The sequence below is a fragment of the Paraburkholderia kururiensis genome (genome assembly GCF_034424375.1).
In the GTDB taxonomy this organism is placed as follows: Bacteria; Pseudomonadota; Gammaproteobacteria; order Burkholderiales; family Burkholderiaceae; genus Paraburkholderia; species Paraburkholderia kururiensis_A.
The window spans coordinates 6,124,606-6,139,138 of sequence record NZ_CP139965.1; the positions used below are offsets into that span (position 1 = coordinate 6,124,606).

Consider the following 14,533-nt stretch of genomic DNA (forward strand, 5'->3'; position numbering starts at 1 on the left):
CCCTCCCCCGCGCGCCGCCGCTCAGAGCCCGAGCCAGGCCTTCACCGCGGGCAGGCCGTCCTTGCCGTCGTAGGTCTTCACGCCGGCAAGCCAGGCGTCGAGCACCTGCGGGTTCTTGCGCAAATACGCCTTCGCGGCATCAGCCGGCTTTTCTTTCGCCATCACGGCCTGCATCACCTGGTTTTCCAGCTGCGTCGTGAAGCGCAGGTTCGAGACGAGCTTGCCCGCGTTCGGGCAGCGCGTGACGTAGTCCGGCGACGTGAGCGTGTAGACGCGCGCCTCGCCGTAGTTCGGGCCGAACACGTCGTCGCCGCCCGCCAGATAGTTCATGCTCATTTCGATGTTCATGGGATGCGGTTCCCAGCCGAGGAACACCACCCACTTGTGGTCGCGAATGGCGCGCTGCACGGTGACGAGCATGCCGGCCTCGCTCGACTCCACGAGCTTGAAGCCCGCCAGCCCGAACTGGTTGGTGTCGATCATCTTCTGGATCTTCGCGTTCGCGCTGCTGCCGGGCTCGATGCCGTAGATCTTGCCGTCCAGCTCCTCGCGATGCTTCGCGATGTCCGCGAAGGTCTTGAGGCCCGCCTCGTACTCGTAGCTCGGCACCGCGAGCGTCGCCTTCGCGCCCGAGAGGTTGGGCGGTTCCAGCACCTGGATCGACTTCGCCGCCACGAACGGCGCGAGCGCCTTTTCCTGCACGGGCCACCAGTAGCCGAGCGAGACGTCGAGCTGCTTGCTCTTCAGGCCCGCGAACGAAATGGGCACTGAGGCCACGGTCGTGGTGGGCTGATACCCGAGCCCCTCGAACACGGCCGAAGCGAGCGCCGTGGTGGAGGTGATGTCGGTCCAGCCGATGTCCGCGAAACGCACGGCGCGGCAACTGGGCGGATCCTGCGCCAGCGCGGGCTGTGCGACCGTGGCGGCGAGAGCCACGACGGCGGCTGCGCGGGCCGCGGTCGCTGCGAGGGCGTGGAGGCTTGACTTCATGGCGGTCCCCTTTGGTGTATCCGGTTTATGAGTCGACGATGAAACGGTGGGTACGTCCTGATTGCGTGACGCAGATCGCGTGACGTAAAAGTACAAGTCCATATTGACCCCAAAGCGACCGGCTGCGACCCGTTCTTGCCCCGCTGCGACCATGAGGGAAAACCAGCAGAGGCGGGCTCGGCGGATGCTGGCGCCGCGAGACCCCGGCACCGGCAGCGGCAGCGTCGCCACGGTGCACGCCGACGCGAACGCCGGGCATCGTGCGCAGCGCCCGCGCCCGCACCCGGCCGCCGGAATATTGGCGTCTTGTCGGTGCCCATGCGGCTTGCTACGCTCGCCGCAAGCCGGCGGCGCCGCCGTCCGTTTCGTCCGATCAAGCGATGCCTGAAGACATCTCGTTCCTGCTGCTGCCCGGCTTCTCCGCCATCGGCTTCATGTCCGCCGTGGAGCCGCTGCGCGTCGCCAACCGCTTTCGCGGCGAGCTGTACCGCTGGCACATTCTGAGCGTGGACGGTGCGCCCGTGGCGGCGAGCAACGGCATCACGCTGAATGCGGAAGCCGCGTGCGCCGACGCCGAGATACGCAACATCGGCGCCGTGGGCACGCTCTTCGTCGTGGCCGGCTTCGAGCCGCTCGCCTGCTACACGCGCGCGCTCGGCGACTGGCTCGCGCGCCTCGACCGCGCGGGCGCGACGCTAGGCGGCATCGATACCGGCGGCTTCGTGCTAGCCGAAGCCGGCCTCTTTCGCAAGACCGACCGCCTCACGGTGCATTGGGAAGCGCTGTCGGCGTTCCGCGAGCGCTACCCGGCGCTCGACGCGAGCCAGGAACTCTTCGAGATCGGCGAGCGGCGCATTACCTGCGCGGGCGGCACGGCGTCCATCGACATGATGCTGGACCTGATCGGCCGCCGTCATGGCGCGGACCTCGCGGCGCAGGTGTCGGAGCAGTTCGTGCTTTCGCGCATTCGCCAGCGCTCGGACCATCAGCGGCTCGAAATCGCGGCGCGCTACGGCGTGCACAACCGCAAGCTGATTCAGGTGATCGGCGCGATGGAACAGCACATGGAAGACCCGCTCACGCCCGACGACCTCGCAAGCGAAGTGGGCGTGACGCGCCGGCAACTGGAGCGGCTCTTCTGTTCGGCGCTGCAGGACACGCCCACGCACTTCTACCTTCAGTTGCGGCTCGACCGCGCGCGCGAGCTGCTGCAACAGACCGACATGTCGATCACGTCCGTGTGCGTCGCCTGCGGCTTCGAATCGCCGTCGCACTTTTCGCGCACCTACCGCGCGCGATTCGGCACGAGCCCGCGGCGCGACCGCCGTCCGCATGGCGGCGCACGACGCAGCGCGAAAGAAGAAGAGGAAGCGGTAGGCGCGGCGTGATGGACGCGAAGCACGCGCCGACGGGGTGAGCCCCCGTCGTGGAAGACCATCCGGATCGCGTGTGCGCGTTGCAACGCGAGTCGTCAATCACGGTGCGGTCCGCGCGCCATGCATGACGCTGCACGACGTCGCGGACCTCCCCGGTTCGCTCAAACGCGAACCGCGCTCGAGACGCGAGGCACGCTCAGAACGAATGCCGCATGCCGATGCGCACGTCCGCCTGCGTCGTGGTGGTGGAAGGCGTGAAGCTGTAGCCGATCACGGCGTTCACGCCGCTCGATGCCTTGAGCCAGTCGCCGGAGATGTACACGTCGGTGCGCTTCGAAAGCAGATAGTGAAGCCCCGCCGACAGCTGGTTCCAGTGGTGCCCATCGAAGTGCGTGTACTGATAGCCGCCGATCGCGCTGAACGCGGGCGTGACCTGCCAGCTCGCGCCGCCTTCGGCGACCTGCATGTGCGAGGTGTTGCCGAACGCCTTGATCTGCGTGTACGTGAAGTTGCCCATCAGCGTGACGTCGCCGATGGCATAGCTCGAGCCGATGCCGAACGTGCCCTGGCGATCCACGGGGAACGAGTTGCTCGAATAGAGGTCCGTGATCGCGCCCGTCGCCGCGTCCACACTGATAGTGGGCCGGCCGAGGAAGGTGCTCGTGCCGATCATCGCGTACGGGTCGAACGCGTAGATGCCGTGCGGATTGTTGAGCTGCGTGTAGGCGGCGCCCAGCGTGAACGGACCGTTCGCATAATGCGCGCCGACGCTCCATGCGCTGTCCTGATGGAAATTGCCCGCCACGTTGCCGAACGAGTACATGCCGCCGAACATGAAGCCCGCGAATTCGTTCGAGAGGAACTTCACCGAATTCGGCAGACGGTCGCCGTTGAAGCGGTCGAAGTCGCCCTGGTGAATCGCGTAGCCCGAGCCCCACGCCGACACGTTGTAGAGGTAGACCATCTCCTCCGTCATGTCGAGCTGATTACCGAACGAGAGCGTGCCCCAGCTGTTCTTGAGGCCCACATACGCCTGGCGTCCGAATTCCGTGCCGCCGAAACCGAGCTGCCCGTTGCCGAGGTGAAAGCCGTTTTCGAGCACGAAGACCGCGGAGAGACCGCCGCCCAGGTCCTCGGTGCCCTTCAGGCCCCAGCGGTTGCCGTAGGAAATGCCGTCGTCGAACTTCACGACGTGCGAGCCGCCCGTGTTGTTCACCCACGTAATGCCTGCGTCGAGGATGCCGTACAGCGTCACGCTGCTCTGCGCGTGGCTCACGGCCGGCATGCCTGCGAGCGCAAGCGCGACCCCTGAAAGTGTGGCGTTCAGTCTTTTCATCGTTGGCTTCTCTTGTCGGTCTGGACGGATGGAAGGCTTCGGCTACGCGGCCGCCGATACGCGGGCCTCTTCTCTGCCCCGCCGGTTCATGCCGCGTCAAAGCGCTGTCGCCGCCGCGTATCCCCATTGCATGACGCGGGCGACGATGAAGGCACAGTACAAGCCCATATTTCGCGCAACGCGACCGAAGGCGACATCGATTGGTCTGATTGCGACACCAGGGGAAAACGAGAATGAGCCCGCGACGGTGCCGGGCCCATCGCGCCAAGCGATGCAATAAGGCGTGCGATACGTCGGATACCTAATGCAGTCCGAGCGAGGCATTCACGGCTTGCAGGCCGTCCGCGCCGTTGACCGTGGTGACACCCTTGAGCCACGCTTGCAGCAACCCCGGATTGCTCTGCAGCGCGCGCCGCGCCGCCGTGTTCACGTCCACCTTGTCCTGCAGGACGTTGGCGATGATGTGGTTTTCGAGATCCACGTTGAACGTGAGCTGCGTGAAGAGACGCGCGAGGTTCGAGCACTCGCCGGCAAAGCCTGCACGCGTCACCGTATTGACCGTGGCGCCGCCGTAGTTGGGTCCGAAATACGCGTCGCCGCCGGCGAGGTACGTGAGGTGGAACTTCGTGTTCATCAAATGCGGCTCCCACGCGAGGAACACGATCCATTTGTGGTCGCGCACGGCACGCTCCACCTGCGTGAGCATGCCCGTCTCGCTCGACTCCACGAGCGACCAGTTGCCGAGCCCGAAGGCCTTGTCGGCAATCATCTTCTTGATGTTCTGGTTGGCGGGCGCGCCGGGCTCGATGCCGTAGATGTGCTTGTCGAACTGGTCCGCGTGCTTGGCGAGGTCCGCGAACGTGTGGACGCCCGCATCCGCCACATAGTCGGGCACCGCGAGCGTGAACTTCGCGTTCGTGAGGTTGGCATGCAGCACGTCGATGGCGTGTTCGTCCACGAACGGCTTCACGAGCGGCCCTTGAGCCGGCATCCAGTTGCCGAGGAACACGTCGATCTGCCCTTTTTTCAGGCCCTGGTACGTGATGGGCACCGAAATGTTGGCCACGTTCTGCTGGTAGCCGAGCGCCTTCAGAAGCACGCCCGTCACGGCGTTGGTGGCGTCGATGTCGGTCCAGCCCGGGTCGGCCATGCGCACCGTCGTGCAGGCGGCCGGTTCGGCCGCGCGTGCAGACGACGTGGCGACGGCGAACGGCATGGCGGTGGCAAGCGCGCACAGCAGCACTGCAATCCAGCGGTGTTTCATTGAGGCCTCCATCTTGGATGTTGGTATGGAACGAGAAGCTACGAACGATTGCACTAACGTGTCGATGAGCCTGCCGGCACGCGCGGAAAACGCGCCAGCGCTTCGAGCGTATCGAGTTCGATGTGGTTGCGCATGTAGCGCTGGCTCGCGTCCGTGAACGGCTGCCAGTCCCACGACTGGATGCGCCCCCGCGTGGTGGCCTCGAAGTGAAAGCGCCGCCGCCGCTGGCTCGCGAGCACGTCTTCGTGCAGCGCCGTCAGGTTCCAGCGCTCGGCCAGCTCCGCACGCAACGACGCCATGAGCGGAGCGAAAGACGCCTCCTGTGCAAGGTTGTGCAACTCCTGCGGATCGCGCGCAAGGTCGTAGAGCTGGTCCGGATCCACGGGCGAATGGATGAACTTGTAGTCGCCGCGTCGCACCATCACCATCGGCGCGATGGCGCCTTCGGCCAGGTACTCGCCAATCGCAAGTCCCTCACTGCGTTCTCCAAGCTGACCATGCAGTTGAGGCACGAGGCTCGTACCGTCGATGGCATCGGGCCATTCCTTGCGCGGCTCGCCTGTGGCGAGTTCGACGAGCGTGGGCAACAGATCGAGGTGCGAAACCGGTGCCGCCACACGATGCGGCGCAAAACGCTGCGGCGCATGCACGATCAGCGGCACGCGCACGCCGCCTTCGAAAAATGTCATCTTGTACCAGAGGCCGCGCTCGCCCAGCATGTCGCCGTGGTCGGACGTGAGCACGACGATGGTGTCGTCGGCGAGGCCCGTTTGCTGAAGCGCGTCGAGTATCGCGCCGAACTGCGCATCCACATACGAGAGCGCACCGTAGTAGGCGTGACGTGCGCGGCGCACCTGCTCCTGCGTGGGCGGCGTGCGGTCGGTTTCGCTCACGTGGCGCAGGCGCTGCGAATGCGGGTCGCTCTCGTCGAAGGTCAGCGACGTGCGCGGCAGATCGATGTCCTCGTCGCGATAAAGGTCCCAATACGGCTGCGAAATCGCGTACGGATCGTGCGGATGCGTGAGCGACGCCACGAGGCAGAACGGGCGATCGTCTCGACCCGCGGCCCGCTCGCGCACGATGTCGAAGAGCTTCTGGCGCGACGTGAACGTGACTTCGTCGTCGAAGTCGAGCTGGTTGGTGCGTACGCACGGCCCCGCGTCCAGCACGGAGCTCATGTTGTGATACCAGCTGGGCCGCACCTCGGGCTGCGTCCAGTCCGGCACCCAGCCGAAGTCGGCGGGATAGATGTCGGTGGTGAGGCGTTCCTCGAAGCCGTGCAACTGATCCGCGCCGCAGAAATGCATCTTGCCCGCGAGTATCGTGCGGTAGCCTTCCGCGCGCAGATAGTGCGCGAAGGTCAGCGTTTGCGCGGGGAATTCTGCGGCGTTATCGTAGGCGCCGATCTGCGAGGGCAGCTTGCCCGCGAGCATCGAAAAACGCGCGGGCGCACAGAGCGGGCTCGCGCAATAGGCGGCGTCGAACACCACGCCTTCGCGCGCGAGCGCGTCGATGCGCGGCGTGATGGACAAACGATGACCGTAGGCACGCAGCGCGAACGGCGTCATCTGGTCCGCCATCAGAACGAGAATGTTAGGCTTCCTGCCAGAGCTCATGTTCAATGGAACCGGGTCGTTGAGGGTTGGAGTGCTGCGCCATCGCATCCATTACGCCAATCCAGCGGAGGGCGCAGCGCAATGCGGGCACCTCTGCACTATTGCCGCTCAATATCGCCGTGGGTAGGCGGCGCACGCTTATAAGGACATAAGGGGTCGTTATGACGGAGCAGGACCGCTTGCCGCCCATGCAGGCGCTCGCCGTATTCGAGTCGGCCGCGCGCCTCGCGAGCTTTTCGGCCGCGGCGCGCGAACTGGGCGCCACGCAGCCCGCGGTGAGCCAGCGCATCGTGCAGCTCGAAAACGATCTGGGCGCACCGCTCTTCGAGCGCACGCCGCGCGGCGTCACGCTCACGCCCGACGGCGAACGGCTCTACGAGGCGGTGCGCGTGAGCCTCGAATCCATTCGCGTAGCAGCCGCCGATATCCGCGCGCGCCGCTCCGACGAAGCGCTCACGCTGCTCACCGACTTCGGCTTCGCCACCTACTGGCTCATGCCGCGCCTCATGCGTCTCAAGGAAAGCCTGCCGGGCTTGAGCGTGAAGATCGTCACCTCGCAGCACGGCTACGATCCGCACCGCGATCACGCCGACGTCGCCATTGCGTTCGGCAATGGCGACTGGGCGCCGTGCACGTCGACGCGGCTCTTCCAGGAAGAAGTGACGCCCGTGTGCTCCCCGACGTTTCTCGCGGCGCATCCCGAGGCGGCCACGCCCGCGGGCCTCACGCATCTGCCGCTGCTGCACGTGCAACCGACGCAGCCCGAGCGCTGGCTCTCGTGGCGCGGCTGGTTTGCGGCGCAGCAGATCGTGGCGCCCGACGAGCGGCACGGCATGATGTTCAACAGCTACGCGCTCGTCATTCACGCGGCGTTGATGAATCAGGGCATTGCGCTCGGCTGGCGACCGCTGGTGGATGAACTCGTGGCGACGGGACAACTCGTGCGGCTTGCGGACGAGCCCGTGACGACCGCGAGCGGCTACTTCCTCGTGTGCCCGCCCGCGCGGCCCGAAGCAGCGGCCACGCCGTTGTTCCGGCGCTGGTTGCTGTCCGAGTGCGCATAGCGCGGCCCATGAAAGAGCGCCCGTCGCCCGCATCGCGACACGCTGGCGTGTGGATACCAGCAGCACGGCGCATCGGTTCTATTCGCGGAACACGTCGCGCTGGTTTACTTCGGCTACCTGTGTGATGGTTTGCCGCGCGTGCTGAGGCATGCGAGGCCGCCGCGCGGGTACTTCACGCCAACCGGAGAAACCCGCATGACCGCCACCGCCCGCTCGCATCAATACGCCCTGACGCTCGACTGCCCCAGCGCCGCCGGCCAGGTGGCCGCCGTGGTGGGGTGCCTCGACCGGCACCGCTGCTACATCGACGAACTCACAGTGTTCGACGACGACATCAGCGCACGCTTTTTCGTGCGCTGTGTCTTTCATGGCACGGGCAGCGACATGAACGGCGCGCCCGATGCGCCCTTGCAGATCGACACACTCCGGCGCGAATTCGCCCCCCGTGGCCGCGGCTTTCCAGATGCGCTGGGCCATCCACGACATGACGGTGCGGCCCAAGGTGCTCATCATGGTATCGAAGCTCGAGCATTGCCTCGCGGACCTGCTGTTCCGCTGGCGCATGGGCGAGCTGGCGGTGGACATCGTGGGCATCGGCTCGAACCATCCCGATCTCGAACCGCTTGCAGCACAGCACGGCCTGCCGTTCTGGCATCTGCCTGTCACGGCGGACACGCGCGCCACGCAGGAAGCGCAGCTGCTCGATCTGTTCGAACGCACCGGCGCCGAGCTGATGATCCTCGCGCGCTACATGCAGATACTTTCGGACGCCACGAGCCGCAGCCTCGCGGGCCGCGCCATCAACATCCATCACTCGTTCCTGCCGGGCTTCAAGGGCGCACGGCCCTATCACCAGGCGCACGCGCGCGGCGTGAAGCTGATCGGCGCCACGGCGCACTTCGTGACCGACGATCTGGACGAAGGCCCGATCATCGAACAGGTCGTGGAGCGCGTCGATCACGCCTACCGGCCCGAGCAACTGCTCGCGGTGGGACGCGACGTGGAGTGCATCACGCTCGCACGCGCCGTGAAGGCGTTCGTGGAGCGGCGCGTGTTCATCAATGGGGAAAGGACGGTGGTGCTTTGACGGCGTAGCGGCGTAACCGCCAGGGCACAAAGGGCGCGCGGACCGTGAAGGTCCGCGCGTAAGGCATTACTGCTTTCGGTACGACAGGCGCATTACTTCGCGCCCGACACCCAGCTGTCCACGCGATCGGTGTGCGCGGCGATCCAGGCATCGGCGGCAGCATCCGGCTTGGTGCCGTTCTGCGTCGCGAGCATCACGCTGTCGATTTCGCCCGGCTTCCACTGGAATTTCTTGAGGAACGAGACCACCGGCGGCGCCTTCGTTTCAAGCGCCGGGTTGATCACGTTGTCCACGTGCTCGGCCTCGCCGAATACCTTCTTCGGATCGTCGAGGAACTTGAGCTTCCACTTCGCGAACATCCAGTGCGGTGCCCAGCCCGTCACGATCACGGGCTTGTTGGCCTGGATCTCGCGCGCGAGTTCGGCCGTCATGGCCGCGCCGGAACTCGGCATCAGTTGATAGTCGAGGTTGTAGGCCTTGATGGCGTCAGCGGTCTTCTTCATCACGCCGGCGCCGGCGTCGATACCGACGATGCGGCCGCCGAAGGCCGCCTTCTGTGCTTCGAGGTCGGCGAGGCTGTTCGCGGGCGCGCTGGCCGGCACGATCAGCCCGATCTTCGCGTCAGGGAAATTCACGCCGAGGTCTTTCACCTGGGTCTTGAACTTGTCCCAGTACGCGCCCTGCGTGACGGGCAGCCACGCCGACAGCGTGGCGTCCAGGTCGCCGCGCGCCACGCCCTGCCACATCATGCCCGCCGCGACGGGCACCAGTTCGACCTGGTAGCCGAGGCGTTTCTCGATCACGCGTTTGGCCACGTTCGAGGTGGCCACGCTGTCGTCCCAGCCTTCCACATAGCCGATCTTGATGGTCGGCTTCGTGTCGGCCACGGCACCCGTGCTGAACGACGCACTCATCGCCACCACGAGCGCGGCGCCCAGCGCGCCGCACAGCATCTTTCTCTTCAAGGGTTTCATCGTCGATCTCCTGTTCGCCGCACGTCCGCGCGGCCCCGAGTCTTCAGAATCACCAGCCAGAAATCGACCCGCTAAAGACATTGCGACACGCGGTTGTCGAATTGCGACGCGCGTCGCGACGTACGGAGTGACGTGTGTAGCGACGCTCGTCGCCACGCGTGTTTGCGCACGCTTTTCGCTACTTGTCGACGACGAGATCCGAAAGCGGCTTGCTGCAACACAACAGCACCATGCCCTGATCGATTTCGCGCTGGCGTATGCCGCCGTTGTGCTTCATCTCCACCTGGCCCGAGACGAGCTTCACCTTGCAGGTGCCGCACATGCCTTGCGTGCACGAAGCGGGCAGTCTCACGCCGGCTTCGCGTGCGGCCGTGAGCACCGGTTGATCGGCACCGCACGTGATCTCGCGATGACTGCGCGCGAAGCTCACGGTAAAGCGCGCGACACCGTTGCCGGCTTGCGACTGCTCTTCTGTCGCCGTCTCGGCGCTCGCCGCGTCGCTTGCCGCGCTCTCGCTCACCAGTGTCTCAAACGAGAAGCTCTCTTCGTGGTAGTGGCGGCGATCGAAGCCGGCTTCGTCCAGCAGATCGCGCACGGCCTTCATGTAGGGCGCGGGGCCGCAGGTAAACACCTCGCGCTCCATGAAGTCCGGCGCAATCAGCTTCAACAGCGGCAACGTGAGAAAGCCCGTGACGCCGGGCCAGTTCGTGCGCGCGCCCAGCCGCTCGCAAACGAACGACGTGCGGAAGTTCGCCTGGTTCGACGCAATGAGATCGAGTTCGCGCGCGAAGATGATGTCGTCGGGCGTGCGGGCGCTGTGCACGAAGACGATGTCCTGGTCGTCGCCCAGCTCGTGATGCGCGCGGCTCATCGACATGAGCGGCGTGATGCCCGACCCCGCGGAGAGGAAGAGAAACTTGCGCGCCGGGTGACGCGCACACGTGAATTCGCCGGCCGGGCCCAGCACGCGCACGCTCATGCCGGCCTGCAGGTTGTCGTGCAGCCAGTTCGATACCTTGCCGCCCGGCACGCGCTTCACGGTGATCGAAATGGTATGAGGCCGCGTAGGCGCCGACGAGATCGTGTAGCAGCGGTTGATGGTCTCGCCGTCTATCTCGAGTTCGAGCGTGATGAACTGCCCCGGCTCGAACACGAACGCGCGGCCCTGCGGCGAGCGGAAGAAAAAGCTCTTCACGTCGTGCGTTTCCTGCCGGACGTGGCAGCACACCAGCGCTTCCTCGTCTTCGCTGGTCCAGCGCGCGGGCAACGCGCGCCAGAATTCCGGCTTCGTCACACGGCTTTCCACGGGCTCAAAGGTGGCCGCATCCCGCATCATTGTCTGCTCCTGTTGCCATGAGGCGCGGGGTTGCGTGCTTCATGAGTCCACGTCACGCGCCCCGCTCACCCACGCTCACTTTTCGATCTGCGCTTCGAGGCGGCCGATGTACCACTCGCAAAACTTCTCGACGAGGCCTTCCGTGAACGGCGAATACGGACCGGGCTCGTACGCGCTGCTCGACGCGCCGCGCTGCGAATATTCCACGAGCGCGCGGTCCTGGTCGTTGGTCGCATTCCAGACGGCCGTGAGGTTCTTCACGTCGTAATCCACGCCCTCTTTCGCGTCCTTGTGCACGAGCCACTTCGTGCGTACCAGCGTTTCGCCGGCCGACAGCGGAATGACCGAGAACGTCACGATGTGGTCGCTCATGAAGTGGTGCCACGAATTCGGCTGCGTCCAGAACGAGAGGCCGCCCAGGTCCGCTTGCCGGAACTCGCCCAGCAGCTTCTTCGAGGCCACCTTGGCGTCGAGCGTCTGCGACTCGCCGCTGCGGTCGAGCGGCAGGCGCTGCGTGCGAAAGCCCGTGACGTCCGTGAGGCGGTCGATCTCCACCGAAGGCAGGTTCATCGACTCCCACTGCGCCGCGCGCTCCACGCAGGTGCGCTCGAACGCGGCCATGCCTTCGGCGTTGGCGGGCGACGGCTGGTAGCCGAAGCCGTATTCATAGAGCGAGATGGTGAGCTCGGGATGGTTCGCCACGCAGTGATAGCACTCGCGGTTGTTCTCCATCGTGAGCTTCCAGTTGCCCTTTTCGATGATGTCGATCTGCGCCGCGATCTTGCAGTTCGGCAGATCGTGCGGGAGCATGTACGGCTCCATGGCGGCGCGCATCAGCTCGAAGTCGACGGGCGGTTCGTCCGCAAGGCACACGAAGATCAGGCCGGCCAGGCTCTGCACGTGCACGGGCTTCAGGCTGTGCTTGCAGCGGTCGAACTGCTCGCCCATGTGTTCGGCGAACATCAGGTCGCCCGTGAGGTTGTAGGTCCAGCTGTGATACGGGCAGACGATGTTGCCCACCGACCCCTTGTCCTCGTTGCACAGCCGTGCGCCGCGATGGCGGCACACGTTGTGGAACGCGCGCACCTGCATGTCGTCGTCGCGCACGATCAGGATCGAGTCGTGGCCCAGTTCCACCGTGACGTAGTCGCCCGGTTCGGGAACGTCCGGCTCCACGCCGACCTGGATCCAGTGCCGGCGGAAGATGGCTTCCATGTCGAGTGCGAAAATCTCGTCGCTCAGATAAAACGGTGCTTCGAGGCTGTAACCCTTTTTGCGCCGTTCGATCAGCGCGCGCACGTCTGCCGATACTTTCATCTTGTGCTCCGGAAAGCGTAATGGGCGGCTTGAGCCTGTTTCGGGGATCCTGGCCGGGGGCGGGGTCGTGAACCGTTTGCCCGCGAGCTAGTAATCGATGAGTTGATGCTCCCGCAAATAGCGGAGGATCACTTGTGCTTTTTCGACCGAACTCCCTTCAATTACGACGCTGCCGCCGCGGCTTTCGGTCGTGGTGGCCGAGAGCATGCGGGCATGGCCCGAGCGTTTTTCGGCGGCGGCAAGCCGCACGGGCTTGCGCTCGATGGGGCCGATGGTCCAGGGTTGCTCGTCGGTCATGGTGCGCTGTTCGCGCCCCGAAAGCGCTTGTTGCGAGCCGCGCTGCGAGCCAGGCTGGGCAGCCGCCTCGGGCCGCCCAGCCATGATGGCTCCGGCACGCAGCCGCGCATAGGCGTAGCGCGGCGCGACGGCCGCGAGCGGATGCACGGCCACCACGGCAGGCAGCGTCACCGCCACCGCGCGGCGCAGGCCCTTCGGCAAAAACTGGCGCACGCGCACCGCCGCCGTGCCCGCCGCGCCCGACATGCCAGGCTCGGGCGCGACGTCCACGGCCGCGTTCACGAGCGGATAACCCAGGCGGTCCGCAAGCTGGTACGGCAGCAGGCCGCTGTCGAAGGCGCCTTCAGCGCACGTGCCCGTCAGCACGAGGTCGTAGCCCTGCACGCGGGCGGCCAGCGCGGCCACCGCGGCGCCCTCGTTGTCTTCGTCGGCATTGCCGCACGCAAGCACTTCCACGCGCTCGGCGCCGAGCGCCAGATACCCTTCCAGCGCGGGGTTCCGGGCGTCGCCCGCGTGCAGCACGTCGAGCTGTGCGCCCCAGCGTCCCGCGAGCGTGCGGCCGATTTCGAGCGCCGCCGCATCGTTGCGGCTGTAGCGCGCCACCCCGCTCACGGGATGCCGCCCCACCGAAACGAGCACCGCGATGCGCTTCACGCGCGTGCCGTCGCGCGCTTCCATGTTGTCTCGTGCGTTCATGCCGCCACTCCTTCCACGACCGTTGGCGCCCCCGCGGCGCGATCCGCTTCGCCATGCGCGGCGCGGGCCCTTGCGACGGCCTCGGTCAGCGACGCGATGGTTTCGCGCGCATCGCCCACGACGGTCAGGTCCGCGCGTTTGGCAATGGGCGCGCTCGCGTCCAGATTCACGGCGATCACGTGGCGACAGTCCTTGATGCCCTGCAAGTGCTGAACCGCGCCCGAAATGCCGAACGCGATGTAGACGCTCGCCTGCACCGTCTTGCCCGTGGCGCCCACCTGCTTGTCGCGCGTGAAATGGCCGTTGTCCACGGCCACGCGGCTCGCGCCTATCGCTGCGCCCAGCACACCCGCGAGCGCTTCGAACGCGGCGATGTCCGTCACGCCGTTGCCGGCGGAAACGATGAAGTCGGCTTCTTCGAGCGCGACCTGCGACGCATCGGTTTCTTCGATGCCGAGATCGCGATAGCGCGCGGCTGCTGAAGCCGCCGCGTCGAAGCTGCCCAACTGCATGGCTTCGCCCGCTCCCACGAACGGCAAGCGCGAATCGACGGCCCCCGGCGCGAGCAACACGACCTCGGGCACCGTGCGCTTGGCCACGGCCTGCTTCGCGTGCACGTAGACGCTCACGTGCGCCGCGTCGATCTCCACGACATGCGTGGCCACGCTCGCTCCCGCTTGCGCTGCGTAGCGGCGGCCCAGGTCGCCGTCGCCCGCGGCGTTGTCGGGCAGCAGGATATGCACGGGCGCGAACTGCGCCGCGCAGGCCGCGAGCGCCTGCACCTCGCTTTCGGGGGCGAACGTGCGGCGGTCGAAGGCCGCGAGTTCGATCACCTTGTCGGCGCCCAACGCCGCCGCGTCTTCCTTCAGCTTGCCGAAGACCAGCAGCGCGACCTGCGTGTGCGCGTCGGCAATCAGGGCGGCGGCCGCCACCGCTTCGCGTGCGTGCTCGTCGAGCGCGCCGCGGTCGCTATGCGCGACCACGAGAATCGTGCGTTGCGCGGGCTGCGCCGTGCGACGCGGCTTTGCGGCTGCGCGGCCGTGCAGGGACGTGACGGCGTTCGCGTCGAACGAACCCTGCGCGCTGCCCTCTTCGCCCAGCGTGATGCGTTTGAGACCGGCGGCCGTGACGACGAACGGCCGGCGCGGATCGATACGTTTGATCGTGTTCATGGCGCGGC

General features: G+C 66.3%; 11 protein-coding genes and 1 pseudogene. 3 read left to right on the top strand and 9 right to left on the bottom strand.

Annotated features, from left to right (window positions below; genetic code table 11):
* Positions 1 to 21: 21 nt before the first annotated feature.
* Complete coding sequence (locus U0042_RS27440; RefSeq protein WP_198665357.1) at positions 22 to 990, bottom strand: choline ABC transporter substrate-binding protein; 969 nt, start codon at positions 988 to 990, stop codon at positions 22 to 24.
* Between the two features lie 380 nt (positions 991 to 1,370).
* On the opposite strand from U0042_RS27440, the gene U0042_RS27445 reads away from it, so the two are divergent.
* A complete protein-coding gene (locus tag U0042_RS27445; RefSeq protein ID WP_114812512.1) occupies positions 1,371 to 2,378 on the top strand; it encodes a GlxA family transcriptional regulator in 1,008 nt (335 codons plus the stop codon).
* Positions 2,379 to 2,562: 184 nt separating this feature from the next.
* On the opposite strand, the gene U0042_RS27450 is transcribed toward U0042_RS27445, so the two are convergent.
* From U0042_RS27450 to betC, 3 genes are all read right to left on the bottom strand, one after another.
* Positions 2,563 to 3,702: a porin gene (locus U0042_RS27450; protein WP_114812514.1), complete on the bottom strand. Its 1,140-nt coding sequence runs from the start codon at positions 3,700 to 3,702 to the stop codon at positions 2,563 to 2,565.
* 301 nt (positions 3,703 to 4,003) lie between these two features.
* The gene (locus U0042_RS27455; RefSeq protein ID WP_114812516.1) at positions 4,004 to 4,966 is read right to left on the bottom strand and encodes a choline ABC transporter substrate-binding protein; all 963 of its coding nucleotides are present in this window, start codon (positions 4,964 to 4,966) and stop codon (positions 4,004 to 4,006) included.
* A gap of 53 nt (positions 4,967 to 5,019) precedes the next feature.
* Positions 5,020 to 6,582, bottom strand: coding sequence for a choline-sulfatase (gene betC, locus U0042_RS27460; protein ID WP_114812518.1), 1,563 nt, complete (start codon positions 6,580 to 6,582; stop codon positions 5,020 to 5,022).
* Positions 6,583 to 6,743: 161 nt separating this feature from the next.
* Here betC and U0042_RS27465 point away from each other — a divergent pair, with 161 nt between their 5' ends.
* Together U0042_RS27465 and U0042_RS27470 are read left to right on the top strand one after the other, a co-directional pair.
* The gene (locus tag U0042_RS27465) at positions 6,744 to 7,646 is read left to right on the top strand and encodes a choline sulfate utilization transcriptional regulator (RefSeq protein ID WP_114812520.1); all 903 of its coding nucleotides are present in this window, start codon (positions 6,744 to 6,746) and stop codon (positions 7,644 to 7,646) included.
* A gap of 195 nt (positions 7,647 to 7,841) precedes the next feature.
* Positions 7,842 to 8,733: pseudogene (locus tag U0042_RS27470) on the top strand (formyltetrahydrofolate deformylase).
* A 92-nt stretch (positions 8,734 to 8,825) separates the two neighbouring features.
* On the opposite strand, the gene U0042_RS27475 reads toward U0042_RS27470, so the two are convergent.
* From U0042_RS27475 to U0042_RS27495, 5 genes are all read right to left on the bottom strand, one after another.
* Positions 8,826 to 9,707, bottom strand: a complete 882-nt coding sequence (locus U0042_RS27475) for a glycine betaine ABC transporter substrate-binding protein (protein WP_114812522.1) — start codon at positions 9,705 to 9,707, stop codon at positions 8,826 to 8,828.
* Positions 9,708 to 9,885: 178 nt separating this feature from the next.
* The gene (locus U0042_RS27480) at positions 9,886 to 11,043 is read right to left on the bottom strand and encodes an FAD-binding oxidoreductase (protein ID WP_114812524.1); all 1,158 of its coding nucleotides are present in this window, start codon (positions 11,041 to 11,043) and stop codon (positions 9,886 to 9,888) included.
* Positions 11,044 to 11,118: 75 nt separating this feature from the next.
* Positions 11,119 to 12,360, bottom strand: coding sequence for an aromatic ring-hydroxylating oxygenase subunit alpha (locus U0042_RS27485; RefSeq protein WP_114812526.1), 1,242 nt, complete (start codon positions 12,358 to 12,360; stop codon positions 11,119 to 11,121).
* A gap of 87 nt (positions 12,361 to 12,447) precedes the next feature.
* Complete coding sequence (locus tag U0042_RS27490; RefSeq protein WP_114812760.1) at positions 12,448 to 13,335, bottom strand: electron transfer flavoprotein subunit beta/FixA family protein; 888 nt, start codon at positions 13,333 to 13,335, stop codon at positions 12,448 to 12,450.
* 14 nt (positions 13,336 to 13,349) lie between these two features.
* Positions 13,350 to 14,525 (bottom strand): electron transfer flavoprotein subunit alpha/FixB family protein, encoded by a 1,176-nt coding sequence (locus tag U0042_RS27495; RefSeq protein ID WP_114812528.1) that lies wholly within the window; start codon positions 14,523 to 14,525, stop codon positions 13,350 to 13,352.
* Between the last annotated feature and the right edge of the window lie 8 nt (positions 14,526 to 14,533).